At 71.1% G+C, this 17,782-nt stretch carries 21 protein-coding genes; 9 read left to right on the top strand and 12 right to left on the bottom strand.

The window, feature by feature from the left end:
* The first annotated feature begins 120 nt into the window (after nucleotides 1-120).
* The 5 genes from QJ852_05865 (at nucleotide 121) to QJ852_05845 (ending at nucleotide 7,616) form a co-directional block, all read left to right on the top strand.
* Nucleotides 121-795 carry a hypothetical protein gene (locus QJ852_05865; GenBank protein WGX97964.1) on the top strand — a complete coding sequence of 225 codons (675 nt, stop codon included), beginning with the start codon at nucleotides 121-123 and terminating at the stop codon, nucleotides 793-795.
* A gap of 657 nt (nucleotides 796-1,452) precedes the next feature.
* Nucleotides 1,453-3,078, top strand: a complete 1,626-nt coding sequence (locus QJ852_05860) for an Ig-like domain repeat protein (protein WGX97963.1) — start codon at nucleotides 1,453-1,455, stop codon at nucleotides 3,076-3,078.
* A 423-nt stretch (nucleotides 3,079-3,501) separates the two neighbouring features.
* Nucleotides 3,502-4,707, top strand: a complete 1,206-nt coding sequence (locus tag QJ852_05855; protein WGX97962.1) for a helix-turn-helix domain-containing protein — start codon at nucleotides 3,502-3,504, stop codon at nucleotides 4,705-4,707.
* Nucleotides 4,708-5,047: 340 nt separating this feature from the next.
* Nucleotides 5,048-5,662: a hypothetical protein gene (locus QJ852_05850; protein ID WGX97961.1), complete on the top strand. Its 615-nt coding sequence runs from the start codon at nucleotides 5,048-5,050 to the stop codon at nucleotides 5,660-5,662.
* Nucleotides 5,655-7,616, top strand: coding sequence for a hypothetical protein (locus QJ852_05845; protein WGX97960.1), 1,962 nt, complete (start codon nucleotides 5,655-5,657; stop codon nucleotides 7,614-7,616). The genes QJ852_05850 and QJ852_05845 overlap by 8 nt, the downstream gene beginning before the upstream one ends.
* 108 nt (nucleotides 7,617-7,724) lie before the next feature.
* On the opposite strand, the gene QJ852_05840 is transcribed toward QJ852_05845, so the two are convergent.
* Both QJ852_05840 and QJ852_05835 read right to left on the bottom strand, forming a co-directional pair.
* The gene (locus QJ852_05840; GenBank protein ID WGX97959.1) at nucleotides 7,725-8,018 is read right to left on the bottom strand and encodes a hypothetical protein; all 294 of its coding nucleotides are present in this window, start codon (nucleotides 8,016-8,018) and stop codon (nucleotides 7,725-7,727) included.
* A 105-nt stretch (nucleotides 8,019-8,123) separates the two neighbouring features.
* Complete coding sequence (locus QJ852_05835; GenBank protein ID WGX97958.1) at nucleotides 8,124-8,405, bottom strand: helix-turn-helix transcriptional regulator; 282 nt, start codon at nucleotides 8,403-8,405, stop codon at nucleotides 8,124-8,126.
* Between the two features lie 168 nt (nucleotides 8,406-8,573).
* Here QJ852_05835 and QJ852_05830 point away from each other — a divergent pair, with 168 nt between their 5' ends.
* Entirely contained in the window at nucleotides 8,574-8,903 is a 330-nt protein-coding gene (locus tag QJ852_05830; GenBank protein ID WGX97957.1) for a hypothetical protein, read from the top strand.
* A 305-nt stretch (nucleotides 8,904-9,208) separates the two neighbouring features.
* Here the strand turns inward: QJ852_05830 and QJ852_05825 are convergent, their stop codons facing one another.
* Genes QJ852_05825 through QJ852_05815 form a run of 3 tightly spaced genes read right to left on the bottom strand, consistent with a single transcriptional unit; the run spans nucleotide 9,209 to nucleotide 11,994 of the window.
* Nucleotides 9,209-9,757, bottom strand: coding sequence for a hemerythrin domain-containing protein (locus tag QJ852_05825; GenBank protein WGX97956.1), 549 nt, complete (start codon nucleotides 9,755-9,757; stop codon nucleotides 9,209-9,211).
* A complete protein-coding gene (locus tag QJ852_05820; protein ID WGX97955.1) occupies nucleotides 9,754-11,472 on the bottom strand; it encodes an FAD-dependent oxidoreductase in 1,719 nt (572 codons plus the stop codon). The genes QJ852_05825 and QJ852_05820 overlap by 4 nt, the downstream gene beginning before the upstream one ends.
* Before the next feature lie 48 nt (nucleotides 11,473-11,520).
* Nucleotides 11,521-11,994 (bottom strand): gluconokinase, encoded by a 474-nt coding sequence (locus QJ852_05815; protein ID WGX99535.1) that lies wholly within the window; start codon nucleotides 11,992-11,994, stop codon nucleotides 11,521-11,523.
* A gap of 109 nt (nucleotides 11,995-12,103) precedes the next feature.
* Between QJ852_05815 and QJ852_05810 the strand changes: the two genes are divergently transcribed.
* Both QJ852_05810 and QJ852_05805 read left to right on the top strand, forming a co-directional pair.
* Nucleotides 12,104-12,736: a hypothetical protein gene (locus tag QJ852_05810; protein WGX97954.1), complete on the top strand. Its 633-nt coding sequence runs from the start codon at nucleotides 12,104-12,106 to the stop codon at nucleotides 12,734-12,736.
* A 22-nt stretch (nucleotides 12,737-12,758) separates the two neighbouring features.
* Complete coding sequence (locus QJ852_05805) at nucleotides 12,759-13,169, top strand: DUF2237 domain-containing protein (GenBank protein WGX97953.1); 411 nt, start codon at nucleotides 12,759-12,761, stop codon at nucleotides 13,167-13,169.
* Nucleotides 13,170-13,195: 26 nt separating this feature from the next.
* Here the strand turns inward: QJ852_05805 and QJ852_05800 are convergent, their stop codons facing one another.
* The 5 genes from QJ852_05800 to QJ852_05780 form a co-directional block, all read right to left on the bottom strand.
* Nucleotides 13,196-13,642: a hypothetical protein gene (locus QJ852_05800; protein WGX97952.1), complete on the bottom strand. Its 447-nt coding sequence runs from the start codon at nucleotides 13,640-13,642 to the stop codon at nucleotides 13,196-13,198.
* 179 nt (nucleotides 13,643-13,821) lie between these two features.
* Nucleotides 13,822-14,487, bottom strand: coding sequence for a hypothetical protein (locus QJ852_05795; GenBank protein ID WGX97951.1), 666 nt, complete (start codon nucleotides 14,485-14,487; stop codon nucleotides 13,822-13,824).
* Nucleotides 14,484-15,029 (bottom strand): SigE family RNA polymerase sigma factor, encoded by a 546-nt coding sequence (locus QJ852_05790; protein WGX97950.1) that lies wholly within the window; start codon nucleotides 15,027-15,029, stop codon nucleotides 14,484-14,486. Before QJ852_05790 ends, QJ852_05795 begins: the two co-directional genes overlap by 4 nt.
* A gap of 51 nt (nucleotides 15,030-15,080) precedes the next feature.
* Nucleotides 15,081-15,413, bottom strand: a complete 333-nt coding sequence (locus QJ852_05785) for a pyrimidine/purine nucleoside phosphorylase (protein ID WGX97949.1) — start codon at nucleotides 15,411-15,413, stop codon at nucleotides 15,081-15,083.
* 11 nt (nucleotides 15,414-15,424) lie between these two features.
* Complete coding sequence (locus QJ852_05780) at nucleotides 15,425-15,997, bottom strand: dihydrofolate reductase (protein ID WGX97948.1); 573 nt, start codon at nucleotides 15,995-15,997, stop codon at nucleotides 15,425-15,427.
* A gap of 77 nt (nucleotides 15,998-16,074) precedes the next feature.
* Here QJ852_05780 and QJ852_05775 point away from each other — a divergent pair, with 77 nt between their 5' ends.
* On the top strand, nucleotides 16,075-16,656 hold the full coding sequence (locus QJ852_05775; GenBank protein WGX97947.1) for a TetR family transcriptional regulator: 582 nt from the start codon (nucleotides 16,075-16,077) through the stop codon (nucleotides 16,654-16,656).
* Nucleotides 16,657-16,661: 5 nt separating this feature from the next.
* Here the strand turns inward: QJ852_05775 and QJ852_05770 are convergent, their stop codons facing one another.
* Nucleotides 16,662-17,273, bottom strand: coding sequence for a DNA-3-methyladenine glycosylase (locus QJ852_05770; protein WGX97946.1), 612 nt, complete (start codon nucleotides 17,271-17,273; stop codon nucleotides 16,662-16,664).
* Nucleotides 17,270-17,746 (bottom strand): hypothetical protein, encoded by a 477-nt coding sequence (locus QJ852_05765; protein ID WGX97945.1) that lies wholly within the window; start codon nucleotides 17,744-17,746, stop codon nucleotides 17,270-17,272. The genes QJ852_05770 and QJ852_05765 overlap by 4 nt, the downstream gene beginning before the upstream one ends.
* Between the last annotated feature and the right edge of the window lie 36 nt (nucleotides 17,747-17,782).

The raw sequence follows: 17,782 nt of genomic DNA, 5'->3' as shown, positions 1-17,782 counted from the left end.
AACGGCCAGCACTATCCCCACCAATTTCCGAAGACCCCTTGCCGTGACCCGGATCACACCGGCCACTATTGCCCACCGGCACAACCCGTGCCGCACCCCCGGAGAAAGGGAATGAATCCCATGTTGCGCAAGCTACTCACGACACTCGCCGCGGCGGTTCTCACCGTCCTGGCGTTCTCGCCGGCCGCCCAGGCCGCCACCGGCCCGCTCCGTGCCATCACGGTGGGCAACCCCGCACTGCCCGACGGCGCCTACCCGGTGACCCTGGCCAACAAGGGCCCGATCACCGTCACGATGGGCAGCATCCCGGCCGGCTGCACCAGCGCCACCGGCAGCGGCTACGTGAACTCCAGCAACACGAGCGCCCCCAACCCTTACCTGGTGATCACCAGCACCACCTTCACCGGTTGCACCGGTCCGCTCGGCATCAGCGTGGCGATCAACCAGGTCTGCGACCTGGTGGTCAGCTGGGACCTCGTGGGCGGGGCTCTGCCGACCGTGGACGACCTGTTCACCGACACCGTTGACGGCACCCTGGCCGTCAACAACTGCCTCGTGGTGGATGGTCCCGGCTGCGACCTGACTGTCAACAACTCGGTCGACGCCGACTTCAAGGAGGCCATCAAGTCGACCACCGGCACAACCACTGTGCAGGATCTGGTCATCAGCGGCCCCGGCCTCACGGCCGACAACGTGGTGGGTTGCTTCGGCATGGTTCCGCCCAACGCGTCGATCAACTTCAACCTGACCTTCAACGTGACGTCCGCCAACGGTCCGATCAACTTCATCCCCTGAGGAGGACTGACCTCACACAGACCACAGTGACAACCGGAGGCCCGGCGGCACCTGCCGCCGGGCCTCCGGCCGCTGGTGAACCAGGCTCGGGCCTGTCCATCCGCCCGGACCAGGGACCTACGACGAGGAAGCCCGCTGCGGGCATCGCCGGTCACACAGCTCATCGCGACATGGACTCAGTCAAGACGCACCCATCCAGACCTCACCTCTGACAGGACCGACCTTTGAGAAGCGGAGGTCGACCACCCTCCGAAAGCCGTCGAACGTGCGCCCGATCGCGCCTCTTCTCAATCCAGAGACGGACTTGCGGGCGGCACCTGCTCGGACAGGCCTCGGCCGTTGGGGCTCCGTTTATGACGCCCATCACAACTTCCGGGCCTATGTCGTCGATCCTCAGCCGAAGCCCACCAACCCACGGGTCGCGATGAGCACGATCAGGTCACCAATCGCAGACCTGGAGACACGTACATGAGAATCCGACCCCTGCTGGCCGCGACCGCGACCGGCGCTCTGTTCGCTGGGCTGACCAGCCTGCCGTCCTACGCCGACCCGGCACCGCTTCCTGCCGACCGAACCGGCTACCTCGAGGCGTGGGGAGACGCCGGCACTGTCCCGGATGCCCTCGACCTCCCCGACTCACTGGACGGCAAGCAAGTCGTGGACCTCGCGACAAGCACCAAGGCCTCGGCCGCAGTGACCGACGACGGTGCCCTACACGTCTGGGGAGTCGACAGCGGCGGCGACGTGCAGTTGGCCCCAGACGATCTCACCGGGGCAGCCGCTGTCTCGTTGATCGGCAATGGCGGTGCCGTCCTCAAGCGCGATGGGAGCGTTGTGGCCTGGGGCGCGAATCCGGCTTTCAAGACCGTGCCCAGCGGCTTGAGCGCTCAGGCAGTCAGCGTCAGCGGACAGAATGTGTACGCCGTGACCACCGACGGAACTCTGTCCTCTTGGGGCACAGCACACGACCCGGCTACCAACCCCGCCCCCCCGGCCGGCCTCACGGGCCTCGTGGACGTGTCGGCAGCTGGCGCCCTCACGCTGGCCCTGGACGCTGACGGCGAGATCAGCGAATGGGGCACGTTCGTCGACCTGGGCCTGGCCACGACGCCGCCGGAGATCCAGGGCAACGTCGCCCAGATCGCTACGGGCGGAGCCGGATCTGCTGGCGCCATCCTCAAGGATGGCACCATCAGGGTCTGGGGCTTCACCCCTCCGATCCCAGCGCCTGTCGCCACTGCGTTGACCGGCAAGCGGGTCGTCGCGCTCGACGTCGACGGCAACGCTCTCGCTGTGACAGAAGACGGCGAGGTCCACGCGTGGGGGCCGACCGCTGCGATCACGGACATTCCGCCGTCGCTCGACGGCGAGCAGGTCGCAGCCGTGTCCGTCTCCCAGTACCACGCCGCAGCCGTGGTCACCGACTTTCACCTGGTGACGCCTCCGGTTGTCACCGGGACCGCCAGGGTTGGCCAGACCCTGACCGCCGCGCCCGCCGTCCTGTCGCTCGAGCCGGACAGCCCGGCCACCGGGCAGTGGCTGGCCGACGGGGACCCGATCGCCGGCGCCGACGACACCGCGCTGGAGCTGGACGAGGACCTGATCGGCTCGATGATCAGCTACCGGACGACGGCCACCCGCGGCTCGGTCGACGTCGAGTCGATCTCGACCGAGGTCGGCCCCGTCACGCCCGCGACCGTGGCGTCGACCACCACGCTGGCGGTCGCTCCGGCCGCCGGCGGCTACGGCGCCGCCCGGATCGCCACGGCGACCGTCGCCGCCCCGGACGGAACACCCACCGGCTCGGTAACCTTCACCCTCGACGGCAAGACCACCACCGCCGCCCTCTCCGGCGGCAAGGCCGCCTGGAAGCTTCCCGCTGACCTGAGCGTGGGCGCCCACAGCCTGAGCGCGAGCTACGCCGGAGACTCCGCCACCGACCCGTCTGTCTCGACGGCAACGACGGTGGCGGTCAGCAAGGCCGGCAGCACGCTGAAGGCCGGCAAGACGAAGGTCAAGGGCAAGACCAAGGCGATGGCGAAGAAGGCCGTCCTCAACCTCGACGTCGACACGGACACCGGCACCTCTGCTGCCGGGACCGTGATGCTCAAGCTCAAGGCCAAGGGCTCGAAGGCACACAAGGTCACGGTGACCGTCGGCGCTGACGGTGTCGCCAAGGTCAAGCTCAAGAAGCTCAAGCGAGGCACGTACAAGGCTACGTGGACCTACTCCGGCTCCGCCACGGTGGACGCCGGCAAGATCAAGGTGAAGGTCAAGGTCTAGGCCAAGATCAAGATCTAGGTCTAGGTCTAGGTCAAGGTCTGACCTTCCGTTTCCCGCAGGGCCGGGAGCCGCGCTTCGCGGCTCCCGGCCCTGCGGCGGCTTCCGTGAAAGCGAACCGCGTCCGACCGGGCCTTTGGACCCAGGCGTTGTCAACTGGATGAGCAATTCCCGATCCGGACGACCAGCCCGCGTAGCTAACCCGCTCCACGGACCCGGGACATGTGACGCTGGTCACTCAACTCAGCGTCAATGCGGCGCACCCTCAGAGAGGGACGAGCTCGCGGCCGGTCACGGTGGGACTGCGCTGAAAGGCACCGACACCGGACGGCAGAGGGACGACTACGGGACATGGACAGCAATCGAAGACGGAAGCCCGGACCGGGAACGGTCGCCGGTGCGACGGGCCAGTTGTCGCCACCGCCCATGGCGAATGCGCTGCGGCCACAGATGACCCGGGCCACTTCCACCATCGTCCGCCAGGTCCAAGACGCCGTACCGGCACATGCGGGCCGCGCCGGGACGCGGCGGCACCGACTTCTCATCGCGGCATCGCGGGCCGCAGCTCAGGTCTTCCTCGACGGCGCATCCCGCCAGCCCGAGCGCGCCCATCAGGTCGACGAGATCTTCCGCGGCCTCGGCTACGCCCAAGGGCGTCGAGGCGGAAGCCGGGAGTCGATCGATACCGCGATGCACACCGCGACCCAGTGCTCCTGGCGGTATCTCGCCGACTTTGCCGTCGATCACGACCTGTCCGGCGCGGCTCTCCGGGAGCTGGCCGATACCCTCTTCGACTTCCTGGCACACCTGCACCGCCTCCTCGGCGAGGGTTTCGATCTCGCGCAGGAGGCACGTGGGCGCGACCCCGGCACTGCGCGGGTCCGACTGTTCCGGCTGCTGCGAGACACCCGGCCCCGAGCCCGTCCCGGGCCGGACCAACGGCTCGACGACCGAGAACTGCGGGACCTGGCCGAGCTCGCCCGCTGGCCGCTTCCCGAGAGGGTCGTGGCACTGGCCATCGCGCACCGTCGCGACCCGCCGGTCATACCGACCCGCCGAGAGGTTCTGGTCCACGTCCAACCCCGCAGCGTGCTCGTCCTCTGCCCGGAGGAGAGCCAGGCAACCGTTGTCGAGCAGATCAGTCGCTCGGACTCCGGTGCGCGCATCGCGCGGAGCTGGCCGGTGGCGGTGACGGAGGCCGGTTCGGCGCTGCGCTGGTGTCAACGCGCCCTAGACCTCACCCGAGCCGGCGTCATTGCGCCGCGTCCGGTGATCGATTGCGCTGATCACGCGACCCAACTCTGGCTGCACGCAGAACCGTCTCTGCGACGCCACCTGTGTCAACAGGTGCTGCGGCCGCTCCTCACCGAGCCGGCCACGTCGCGCACCATCCTGTCCGAGACGTTGCTGGCCTGGGCGGAGACCCGTGGCAGCGCGAGCGCGCTCGCGACAGAGCTCGGCGTCCACCCCCAGACCGTCCGCTACCGGTGGAGGCGGATCAACGAACTCCTCGGCGACTCCCTGCGCGACCCCGACATCGTGCTCCAGATGACCCTGGTGCTCAAGTCCAGCGTCGCACTGTGGAAGACCGGCGAACAGTGCGACTTCGACCTCACCTATCGACTGACCTGAGCGTCTCCCGGTACCTGTCAGCCACTGCCGAACCTGCGCGCGATGGCGTGCAGCGGCCGGCCACTCTGAAATCTCCGGGCCGAGACTTGTCACCGAGATGAGCAGTTCGGGCCCGGATGTCGAGGCCTCGCGGCGATCGGGCCACCGGCCCCGCGACGACGGGCGACGCTGGGCCATGCCTCGTCGACTTCTGATCAGCGCGGCCGCCGCAGTCTCCCTGATCGCAGGTGGTCTGGTCCTGCAGTGGTCACCTTCGCCCGGCGCTCCGGGCAGCGGCTCCGGCGCTGGCACTGGGGAGTTCACAGTGGCCGGCGACGGCGCCCTCCCCGAGAGGCGTCCCGTGCTGCGCGAGCCCGGCGCTCCGTTGAGCACCGCCGAGCGCGGCTACGCCATCAGCCTGGCACTCACCTCCCTGACTTCCTCCACGCGTAATGTGCTGGACGAGCCCGGAGCCGAGGTGCTCGCAACCGACCTGCCCGCGCCCTCTGAACGCGACGGTCGCCGGCGGGCGCAGGTCTCGGCCTATGACTACCGCGACGACCGATTGCACCAGTTCCTTGTTGACCTGCCGACCGGCACGGTGATCGCCGAGGAGTCGCTCACCGGCATCCAGCCACCACCGTCCGTGGCCGAGACACAGGTGGCGCTCGACCTCGCGCTCACGGCTATGCCAGCCCCCGCGTTCGTCGACCAGTTCCGCGAACTGACCGGCCTACCGCTCCTCACCGGCGACGAGGTGCGGGTCATCGGCGGCGCCTGGACGCCCCACAGTCACGACGGCACCGCTCCGGATCCACCCAGCTCGGGTGCTGCCGGAGCGTGCGGCACCGAGCGCTGCGTGCAACTGCTGGTGGCCCTGCCGTCAGGCCAGTATCTGAGCACGGAGGACCTCGTGGTGAACCTCAGCCGGCGCACAGTCACCCTTCTGCCGACCGGTGCGCAGAGCCGTGGCTGACGGACGCCGGCTCTCATCTCGACTGGTCGCATCGGCGTGCTCGGTTGCGCTGCTCGGCGCGGCGCTGCTGACCGGCATGAGCATGACCGGACCCGCGCTCGCGGCCACGCGCGCCCCCGGCGCTCAGGAGCCGGCCTGTGGGTCGGCTCTGGTGACGCGCGAACTCTCCACCGGATCCGCCTGGCGGATGTGCGTCCGGATCCATCCGTTCAAAGGCCTCGTGCTTGAGGACGTGCAGTTCAAGGCTGGGCAAGGCCGCGACGAGGACGCCGGCTGGATCCGCGCCATCGGCTCGCTCTACCTCGCCAGTCTCCACGTGCCCTACGACAACGGCGGGCCCGCCTTCGATGACATCACCGAGGTCGGCTTCGGTGACGACCAACTACTACCGCAGACGCCGGCCACCTGTGACGGCGACACGATGGACATCGAGCAGTCCTTCCTCCGCGGCAGTCAGCTCGTCGAACGAACCATCCCCGGGATCTGCCTGCGTGAGGCCGAGACCGGACTCGGCTGGCATTCGCAGGAGGGTTGGGCCAACTCCGGCGACCGCTACACCCAGCAGGGACGGGCACTCGAGGTCTCCTCCCTGTCGAAGGCCGGCTGGTACGAGTACCAGCAGAAGATCAGCTTCACGGACCAGGGCGCCATCACCGTCGGTCTCGGGGCCGCCGGCGACCTGGCTCCGGGCGAGGGCTTCTTCCCCACCGAACCCGCCCTTGGCTGGCCGATCGGCCCGGACGGGAACCCTCAGACCGACCGCTCCGCCGGCTCCCATTGGCACAACGCCATCTACCGCGTCGACTTCGCCATCGACAATGGCGATCAGCAGGTCCAACAGTGGGACTACGAGGTCGACCCCGAGCGTCCGACCCTGGTACGCGGTGAGGGCACCGTGCGATACCAGGCGTTCACGGCCGAGGACTCCCCCGCCACCACCTGGTGGCGGGTGCTGAACCCGGCATCGGTCAACGCGGATGGCCACCCGCGCTCGTACGAGATCGTCAACGACGCCATCCAGAATCCCTATCTGCCGGTCACCCGGCCACCGGTCAGCTTCACGAACGATCATGCGTGCCAGGAGTACGCGTCGGGCAACCTCAACTCAGGCTGTCCTGGGCAGTCGGTTCTCGACTACGTCGCCGCGGAGACCGAACCGCTCACCGACCCCGTCGCCTGGGTCAGCGTCGGCTTCCACCACATCCCGCGCGATGAGGACCAGTCCCCCATGCCGGTGCACTGGCAGGGCTTCTCACTGGTGCCGCGGGACTTGCTCGCCCAGCAGGCGCTGACGCCCCCGGACCGCGCCTGCGACAACGGGTACACGGTCGGGGCTACCGGTTCGTGCGCCGCCATCAATCTCACCCCGCCCAAGATCACCGGCGACGCCCCTGCTCCGAGAGCAGGCACCCGTCTCACCGCCGACAGCGGCACCTGGCGCTGGGCGCGGGCGGATCTCGCCTACCACTGGCTGTGGCTGCGCGACGGCGAGCCGATCCTCACCACCGGCGACGACGGTCTCTCGACCGCCGCCACCGGTGAGACCTATCGCCTCACCGACGCGGACCTCGGTCGCGAGATCACGGTGCGGGTGACCGCCTCGGCCACTGGCGTCACACCGGGCATCGCGACCTCCGCGCCCTTCGTCGCGCCCCTACCGACGCCGCCGAGCGCCGGAGCCACGCGAACGGCGCCCGAACTCAAGCTGAAGGTGCTGAAGAAGCGCGACAAGAAGGGGCGTCCGCGGCTGCGGGTCGTGGTGCGGGGAGACCAGGGTGCCGGAGCCGGCGTCGTCACCGTCCAGCGGCGCGGGAAGATCGTGACCGCGGCGCTCACCGACGGCCGCGCCGTGGTCCGCCTCCCGCGGCCGGGCAAGCGCTACCGGGTCACCGTGACCTACCCCGGCGACCCGCGCTACCTGCCCGCGAGCGCCACGGTCCGGGTACGCCGGTAGCGGCGCAGCCGTGTCTCACCCCCGACCACGGCGCACCGGCCATGCGCTGTCGTCCCTGACCCGCCGCAGGGCGACGAGCGACGAGTCGAGCGACCCCAGACTCCCGGCTCAGCTTCGATCCGGCATCCGGCGCAGCAGCTCGGCGAGGGTCGCGTCGATGCCATCGAAACGCTGGTCGATACCGTCGAAACGCTGGTCAATACCGTCGAAACGCTGGTCAATACCGTCGAAACGCTGGTCGACACCATCGAAACGCTGGTCGACACCATCGAAACGTCTGGCCACCTCGCGCTCGAATCGCTCCTGTCGCTTGTCCAGCTTGTCGAGTTGCTCGTAGATGAACGTGACGTCGTCACCGAGCTGGCCCACCTTGCGGCCGATCTCACCGGGCTGGCTGGACATCACGCTCTCCTCCACTGGTCCGCGACGTTGCCGAAATCCTAGGTGGCCGAGGACCAGCTCGCCACCGGCTCCCGGCCGCCTGTGGACAGACCTCGGCCCGCCCGATCAGAGACCCTGGGTGAGATCCGGCGCGCCGGGCGGCAGCAGGTCGCCGACCTCGACCTCGAGCGCCTGGCTGAGCGCGACCATGGTCAGCAGCTCCGGGTTGAGAGGCGTGCCGGGCTTGGACTCGCCCTTCTCGAACTTCTGGTAGGTGTTCGGCGCTATGCCCGCGCGGAAGGCGATGTCGTCCTGGCTCAACCCGAGCGCGGCGCGAGCCCGCTTCAGGTTGTGGCCCACCTCGCGCGCATAGGCCGCCCACTCGGCAGGAGGAACACGTCGAGGCACGCCCCTCACCTTGGCTGCTCCCGGTCCGTACGCCGACCATACTGGTATGGGAATACGGGTATGTCTCGCGCACCTGTGGACAACTGCCTCGCCGGCGCCCTTCCTGTCGGCACTCCTTCCTACAGTCCTCTTCCCTGGCGACACCTCACCCGAGATCGGAGGCACATGGTGGACGACGGACGACCGGCCTGGCTGCAGGAGCCGTGTCCCCCCTGGTGTGCGCGGGAGCACGAGGAGGACGACCACCCCAAGGATCGCTACCACGCCAGCGAGGCCACCTACCTGCCGGTGATCGGCGCGACCGCGGACACCGTCCTCGCGGCGGCCTCGGCCGACGCCTTCGAACTGATCATCCACATCCGACGCCGGCTCGACGACCCCACCGACTGGGTCACCGTCGAGCCCGCCCAGACCCGCCTGCCCCGCCTGACACTGACCCGCGAGTCCGCGGCCCGACTCGTCCGGGCGCTCGCGGAGCAGCTCGACCGGGAGGGCTGAGCCGAGGGCACCACGACCTCACTCACAGGCGAGAAAAGGGCACCGTCACCGCCGCCGTCACACCGACAGTTGTCACCTGCATCGCAACTTCGGGCCCGATCTCAGCGCGTTGGCGTCACAGCGCGTTACAGGGACCGTCGGTGTGGCTGAATTGATCCCGGACGACGTTCCGCCATTCCGGCCCTCCCGCCGGACCAGACCCTCAGGAACACATGTGGGAGTGTGCCCTGAGGACCTGGACGTGCCGCCTGCGGAAGCAGTCGTCCACCCGCGGGTCCCGAGGCTTCCTGCGCCTCGGGGCCCGCTCACACGTCCTGCAGCAGGCCCTCCCGCTGGGCGGCGGCGACCTTGCGGCGTACGTTCTCGACGGTGCCGCAGCCCTCGTCGATGAGTTGGTTGCGGCGCGCGGCCCACTTGCCGCCGAGGTCCCAGCGGACCTTGGTCGAGACCTCGGTGCGGGCCGGCTCGAGGATGCTCAGCTCCTCCTCCGCGACGTGGTGCGCCACGAGGTTGCTCAGCTCCTCCACGGCATCGGCGAACGCCTGGGTGTCGGTGCCCGTGAGCTCGAGGAGCACCAGCAGGGCGTCATTGCCTTCGGCGTGCTCCTCCCGGCCGTGCTCGACGTCGTGCTCGCCCACGTCGAAGGCGGTCGTGCGCAGCACCGGGTAGACGATCTCCTCCTCGGCGTCGCCGTGGGCCACCAGGACGTCGGCGAACGCGCGGCGGAGACTGTCGCGGTCGGCGGTGCCGAGCCGCAGCTGGGACAACAGCAGCTCGAAGCGGCGGTGATCGTCGGTGATCAGGTCGATGACATCGCCCGACGTGGGGCGACCCAGGTCGATTCCGCTGGTCATGGCGCGGGTGGTACCCGCAGCCCCTCCAGATATCCGTGCACGAGCGAGACTGCCGAGGCGCCCTCTCCGCTGGCCGAGGCGACGCGCTTCATCGACCCCGACCGGATGTCGCCGGCGGCGAAGATGCCGGGCACGCAGGTGCCGAGGTTCTCGGGTGGGAGCCCGTCGATCCAGCACTCGCCCGGGACGTCGCGACCGGTGAGCACGAACCCGTGCTCGTCGCGGCGTACGTCGGGCGGCAGCCAGTCGCAGTGCGGAGCCGCGCCGATCAGCAGGAACAGCCCGCCGGCCGCGACCCGCTCCTCCACGCGGGTGCGGACGTCGCACAGCTGCAGCCAGCCCAGCTGCCCGCTGTCGTCGGCGCCACCGTCGATGATCTCCGTGCACGGCCGCACGTCGATCCGCGGGTTCCACGCGATCTCCTCGATGAGGTACGTCGACATGGTCGCCGCCAGGTCCTCGCGCCGGATCAGGATCGTGACCGACCGGGCGAACCGGGCGAGGTGGACCGCCGCCTGCCCGGCGGAGTTGCCGCCGCCGACGACGTACACGTCGCGGTCCTCCATCTCCCGGGCGGCCGTCATCGCGGCGCCGTAGTGGACGCCCGCGCCCACCAGGTCCTCGAGCGGCGCGACGCCGAGGCGGCGGTAGGCGACGCCGGAGGCGACCAGCACGGACCGGGCGCGGACCTCGCCGCCGTCGGTCACCAGCGTGTGCGGCTCGCCGGTGGCGCCGGGCCGCAGCTCGACGACCGGCCAGCCGGTGAAGAAGCGCGCCCCGAAGCGGATCGCCTGGGTGCGCGCCCGCTGGCCGAGCCGCTGGCCCGAGATGCCGCGCGGGAAGCCGAGGTAGTTGCGGATCATCGAGCTGGTGCCGGCCTGCCCACCGATCACCTCCGACTCGATCACGACCGTCGACAGGCCCTCGGACGCGCCGTACACCGCGGCGGCGAGGCCCGCCGGTCCGGCGCCGACGACAGCCAGATCGACCACCGTGTCGACCTCGATGTCGGAGGGTCGGCCGTAGAGCATCGCACCGAGCTCCCGCGTCGAGGTCGGCATGAGCACCGGCTGGTCGGCGAAGGCACCGGACGTCAGGTGCACCAGCGGGTACGACGGCGGCCCGTCGAGCCGCGCCAGCGTCTCCTGCCCCTGTGGGGTGTCGGGGGCGTAGGTGCGGTGCGGCATCCCCTGCCGGTCGAGGAAGTCCCGGATGGCCAGGGCAAGCGGGCGGGCGTCAGGCGTGACGATCCGGACCGAGTCGATCTCGGAGGTCGCGACAGTCGCACCCCAGTCGCTGAGCAGCTCGGTGATCGCGTAGTGGAACTCCTCGTCGCGCCGCCCCTGCGGGAGCACGAGGTAGGTGTCGAACTTGCCCTTCTGCAGGTAGGGCCGCAGCGCGGCGCTCTCCTCGCCGAAGCGGCTGATCGGGATCACCACGAGGCGCCGCGCGGTCGGCACGAGGGAGCGCCAGTCGTGCATCGCCATCAGCATCTGCTCGTCGGGCAGCCGGGACTCGGTGACGATCATCGCCACCGGCTGCCCCGACCGGCGCGCCTCCTTCAGGACCGTGTTGGCCTCGGCGGCGCTGCGGGCCGCGCGGACGTCGTACTCGCGCTCGTAGCGGTGGAACTGCTCGGCGAGGACGTCCATCTCGTCGCCGGAGACCAGGAGGATGACAGGCGGAGCCGCGATCTCGCGTGCCGGTGCGTTCACCCGGCCAGTCTGGCAGCGCGCACCGCATCGTTCGAGGGGCGCGACCGCTCAGCCGCCGAGCCGGCGCAGGCCCGCCTCGACCAGGACGTCGACGGGCTGGTCGAGGTCGAGGACCGTGCCGTCCTCGTCGGCGCCCAGCGGCTCCAGGGTGGCCAGCTGGGAGTCGAGCAGCGCGGGCGGCATGAAGTGGCCGGTCCGGCCGGCGAGCCGGCGGGCGATCGCCGTCCGGGTCCCGTGCAGGTGGAGGAAGGAGACCCGCGGCGCGGCGGCACGCAGCAGGTCGCGATGAGTACGGCGCAACGCCGAGCAGCTGATCACGCCGCCGGACTCATCGTGGTCCGCGAGCCACCGGCCGACGAGCTCCAGCCACGGGCGGCGGTCGTGCTCGCCGAGAGGGACCCCGGTCGCCATCGTGGCGATATTCGCCGCCGGGTGGAGGTCGTCGGCGTCGGCGTAGGGAACACCGAGCCGTCGGGCGACCGCGGCGCCGACCGTGGTCTTGCCGGAGCCCGACACCCCCATCACGACGAGGAGCGCAGGCGCGCCCTCGTCGGTCCCGGAACTGGCCACGCCGCCCTCCTTCCGACTGTGCCCGTCCGACCAGTCTGCCCTCGGAGTAGGCTCGGGGGCGATGGAGAACACGCCTGACCTCGCGAAGCTGATCGACCACCTGCAGGGCGAGGAGTACGACGTCACCGAGCCGGTGCCGGGCGTCCTGCACGTCAAGGGCCGGTTCTCGAACCCGGAGCGGATCGCGCTGCGCGCCGCCGCCGAGGCCGGGGACGTCGCGCTCGCCGTCTGGGCGACCAGCCACCACGACGACTGGGCGCTCGTGGCCTGGGACCGTCCGGAGCTGGTGACCATCACCCAGAAGGGCGTCACCCCGCAGCGCTGGCGGCACCGCCGTCCGCCGGCCACCCTGCGCCCCGACGCGCAGACCTTCCTCGAGGGCGCCTCCTCGCCGTTCGACATCGTCACCCGGCCCAAGCACCAGCCGACCGAGGCGGCCCGGGAGATCCTGGCCCGTTTCGGGATCACCGACCCGCCCCCGCCGGGCTGGACGCCCCCGGTCGTCGAGGCGCCTCCGGTGCCCGTGGTCCGCGAGAGCCGGGTGCCGGCCGCCGGCGCCAAGCCCGCCCGCGCCCCCCGGGCCACCAAGCCCAAGCCGCCCGCCAAGCCGGTGGTCGCCGAGCCCGTGGTCGCGATCTGCCCCACCTGCTTCATGGCGCTGCCGGCGACGGGCGTGTGCGACAACTGCGGCTGACCCGATCCGCGATACTCGACTCGTGACCGAGGCGAGTGGCGGCGACGGCGAGCGCAACGTGCTGGGCGGCGCGCTCCAGCCCTGTGGGACCGACCCGATGACCGGCTTCCTCCGCGACGGCAACTGCTCCTGCGGACCGCAGGACATCGGGATCCACGCCGTGTGCGCCGTGATGACCGAGGACTTCCTCGCCCACCAGCAGGCCGTCGGCAACGACCTCTCCACGCCGCGCCCCGAGTGGCGGTTCCCGGGCCTGCGTCCCGGCGACCGCTGGTGCGTCGTCGCCGCCCGCTGGCTGCAGGCGTACGCCGACGGCGCGGCCGCCCCGGTCGTGCTCGCGTCGACCAACGAGCGGGCGCTGCGGCTGATCCCGATCGAGGTGCTGCGCGAGCACTCGGTCGACGTACCGGACGATCTGAGCGGGCTGGGCTGACGCCCGGCGACGGTTGCCCCACCACGTCAGGAGAGTGCACCCCGGGCCGGCGGCCCGGACCCGCCGCAGAGGTCGTCGGGCGAGACCACCCGCACCTCGACGTCATTGGCCAGGTGCACCGGCCAACGACCGTCGAGCGTGGCCAGCCCGCGCGCCCAGGCGAGGTCGCCCGGCGTCCGGGTCATCGGGCCCGGCCGCGCATAGAGGAAGGCGCACGCGAGGTCGTGCTCCAGGGCGTGGCGGGTCAGCACCCGCAGGTTGTCGATGTCGTCGGGCACCGGTTCGAGCGGGACGCCGACGACCTCCGTCAGGTGCAGCGGCCGGTCGCCGTCGAGGAACAGCGTCCACAACTGCGGCTGGGCGAACCCGAGCCGGCCCATCAACGCCCGCCACAGGTGGTGCAGGGCGGCCTGGTCGCTGATGGGCGGCATCTGATCCGGCGGGAGGAGGGGCGGGATGTCGTCGTCGGTCATCCCCCGAGCCTGCGTCAGATCGGAGTCCGGCGTCGGCGCTCTCCACAGGGGCCTCGGGCTGCTCGGGGCTCGCGGGGTGCGGCTTCACCACGGTATGTAGGTGAATCTCCGCTTCTATAGCGGAGCTCCGCTACAGAAGCGACTGGGCGGCTACATACCGTGATGAATCCGCAACCGCCTCAGCCGACTCCGGCCTGGGCCTCGGCGGTCACGGTGACCCCTTCGGCGAACTCGACGACCTGCTGGTCGCTGAGGCCCAGCGTCTCCCACGCCTGGACGACGACCCGGTGCTCGCCGTCGTCGTAGGTCAGGATCTGCGCGCCGTCCTCCGACGTCCGCAGCCAGCCGTCGTGGCCGCCGACCGCGACGGGCGCCCCCTCCGGCTCACCGGTGACCGAGGACGACTCGAGCATCACGACGAGCTTGTCCTCGAACACGTCGAGCCCGCTGTGGTCCGCGGCCCGGGCGACGTTGAGGTTGTACGCCGTCGCGCCCTCCAGCACGAAGCCCGCCGGCACCTTCGCCACGACGAATCCGGGCTGCTGCGCCCCGGTGTAGGCGACGAGCTCGACGCCGGTCGTGACGCCGGTCCCCGCGCCGGTCTCCGCGCCGGGCGCGGCGATCGAGGGAGCCGAAGCCGGCGTCCGGTCGGCGTTCACGGCGACCGCGACCCCCACGCCCGCGACGGCGGCCAGGGTGAGGCCGGCGGTGGCGACCCGCAGGGCACGGCGCCGGGAGGCGCCGCGCCCTCGGGCGAGGTCGCGGCGGACGGTCTCGTCGGGCGTGCGGGGCTCGGTGCCGCCGAGGCGGTGCAGCCGGTCGATGAGGTCGGGGGCGTCGGTCATGACGGGTCTCCTGGGTAGGGGGTTGCCGGAATAGGGGCGGCCTGCGGGAGGAGCTCCCGCAGCTTGGCGAGACCGCGAGCCGTCTGGCTCTTGACCGTGCCCGGGCTGCAGCCGAGCGCATCCGCGGCGTCCTCGACGCTGAGGTCGGCGACGTGGCGCAGCACCACGGCCGCCCGCATCCGGGCAGGCAGCGCCCGCAGGGCCGCGAGGAGGTCGGCGTCCACCGCGTCCTCGCCGAGCGGGAGCGACACCGGCCCCGCCGGACGGTCCGGGAGCTCGGCGGTCACGGTCTCCCGGGCCACCGACGGACGCCGGCGGTGGTCGATGAAGGCGTTGACGAGCGCCCGGCGGGCATACGCGTCGACGCCGCCGCGTCGGGTGGCCCGACCCCAAGCGAGGTACAGCCGCACCAGCACGCCCTGGACCAGGTCCTCGGCGAGATGGTGGTCACCGGCGGTCAGCACCACGGCGGTGCCGAGCAGGTGGGAGCGGCGGCGGCGTACGAAATCCTCGAACTCGGCGTCGCGGGCCTTCGGTCTCATGCTCCCTACACGTGCGGCGGGCGTCCCGGGGTTGCATCCCCCGCGGGCGGATCAGCCGTAGTGGCAGACGTACCCGAGTGTCTCGACGACCTCGATGTCGAAGGACGAGTCGCCGGGCACGCTGAAGGACTCGCCCGCGCCGTACTCCCGCCACTCCTCGGTGCCGGCGAGCCGGATCCGGCACGCCCCGGCGTTCAGCTCCATCACCTCGGGCGCCGCGGTGGCGAAGGTGAGGCTCGCCGGGAAGATGACGCCGGCGGACTTCCGGGTGCCGTCGGCGAGGTGGAAGGTGTGGCTCACGCAGGCGCCGTCGAAGTAGACATTGGCCTGCGGATCGAGGGTGACGTTCTGGTACGTCGACGGCGTGGTGGAGTCAGTGGTCACGGGCGCGAAGCCTACTGGCGCGCGTACTCCAGCACCGCGCAGCCGTTCTCGAACGTCCGCACGTCCTCGAGCCGGAACGCCTCGGGCGCGAACGGCCGCTCGAGCATCCGGATCCCGCTCCCCGCGACGACGGGGTACTTCTTCACCACGAGCCGGTCGATCTCGGCGCTCACCGCACCGGCCAGCCGGCCACCGCCGGCCAGATAGACGTCGTAGGGCGAGTCGGTGGCCTTGAGCCGGCGGACGACCTCCAGGGGCGGCTCCGCGGTGATCTCGACCGGAGCCTCCGCGGCGGGCAGCGAGCCGCTGAGGACGACAGTGCGCAGGTGGGGGTAGGGATCGGCGATGCCGGCGTCGAGCGCGGGATCGTAGGTGCGCCGGCCCATCACGACGGTGTCGTGGCGCTTCACCGGCGCGTCGGCCACTCCGAGGGCGGCCCGCAGGTGGCCGGGCTGGAGGTCGGCGTGCTCGTCGGCGAGGAAGCTCAGGAAGTCGTCGGAGAGCCCGAAGAAGTCCACCTCGTCGCGCGGACCGGCGATGAAACCGTCGAGGGTGACGCCGATGTAGTAGGTCAACTGGGGCATGACCGAGACTCAACCACTACATTCGGAGTACGTCAAGCGTAGTTGTTTTCGACGGCCGTCTCCGGCAGGATGCGACCATGGCCCGCAACCCCGCACGTCGCGCCGAGCTCCTCGATGCCGCCACCGACCTGCTCGCCGCCGTCGGCGCGCGCGGCCTGACCTTCCGCGGGGTCGACGAGCAGGCGGGAGCGCCGACCGGGACGACGTCCAACTACTTCCGCTCCCGCGACGAGCTGCTGCGCGAGCTCTGCGACCACGTCTTCGCCCGCCTCACTCCGGACCCGGCCCATGTCGCCGACCGGCTCGACGCTCCGCGCACCCGCGAGCTCGAGGCCACGCTCATGCGCGACCTCGTCGAGCGCGCCGACGCGGACCGGGCCGGTCACCTCGCCCTGTTCGAGCTGCGGATGGAGGCCTCGCGCCAGCCGGCGCTGCGCGAGGTGTTCACCGCCCGGTTCCGTGCCAACCTCGAGGCGATCACCGCCGACCACGTCGAGGGCGGCTTCCCCGGCGGCCCCGAGGCCGCACGGGCGCTCTACCTCGCGATGACCGGCCTGCTCTTCGAGCACCTCACCCTTCCCGGCCTCCACACCGACGGCCCCGAGGGGCTCGACACGCTGGTGTCCGGGCTCGTGGAGCGGATCGTCCCCGCTCGCTGAGTGGGTCAGCCGGGCGCCGGGGCGCGCGGGCTGCGGCGGTACGCCGATACCGTCGGGTCGCCCTCCAACCAGAACCGCCACGGCACGTCCGCGGCCTTCGACACGCCCACCCGGGGGCCGCTGGCGATCCGCGCCCGGCCGCGGCGCTCCGGACCGAGGCGGACGCCGGTGAACTCCCCGTCGTCACCGCGCTCGCGCTCCGCGAGCAGGTCGGTGCCGAGATCATCGAGGGTGATGCCCAGGGCCTGGGCGAGATTGCCCGGCCCCCGCGCCAACTGCACGTCGCGCTCCGGCGGGGCCGCACCACGGCGGAACCGGGCCAGGTCGTGCCCGTCGACGACCTCGCCGGCCCGCAGCAGCACGGCGGCCCCGATCTCGGTCGGCCCGGTGACCACGTTGGCGCAGAAGTGGATGCCGTAGGAGCGGTACACATAGAGCCGGTACGACGGGCCGTACATGATCTCCGAGCGCGGTGTGCGCGTGAACGCGTGGGACGCCGGATCCTCGCATCCGCCGTACGCCTCCACCTCGGTGATCCGCACGCTCACCCCGTGGCCGACGACGGTCCGGCCCAGCAGCGCCCGCGCTCGTCGTACGACGTCGGCACGATGGGTCACCGCGCCACCCGCCCGGCCTGTGCTCCTCCGGTCCAGCCCTCGTCGGCACTGACGTCGGCCACGACCTCCAGCCAGTCGGGCACCGCCCGCGGCGCGGCGTCGCCGTCGTCGATCTCGGCCAGCAGGGTGCCGTCCTCGAGCTCGTCGACCACGACGTGCAGGTCGTCGCGGTGCACGTGGTGCCTGCGCTTGCGCAGCACCTCCCCCGGCAGCCGGTCCCACAGCAGCGCCCACTCCGCGTCGTCGAGGTAGAGCGAGGTGCACGCGACCGCCGCCGGCCCCTCACCGAGCCGGACCTTGTGCCCGAGCTTGCGCACCACGACGCCGTCCGGCCCCCGCACCTCCCGCAGGCGCAGGCGCGAGCCGTCGACGTACCGGTCCTCGATCTCCCACACCTCGCTCACGCCCGCCGGGACCGCCGCCACGAGGAACCGCCGCTCGCGCTCCACCACCGCGTACTTGAGGGACACCATGCATCCATTCTCGGGCATCGACCTGCGACCATCGGC

Origin of the sequence: Nocardioides sp. L-11A, from assembly GCA_029961745.1 — a bacterium.
Taxonomy (GTDB): Bacteria; Actinomycetota; Actinomycetes; order Propionibacteriales; family Nocardioidaceae; genus Nocardioides.
Note: the sequence above shows the minus strand (reverse complement) of the source record. Positions and strands in the feature narration are given on the sequence as shown.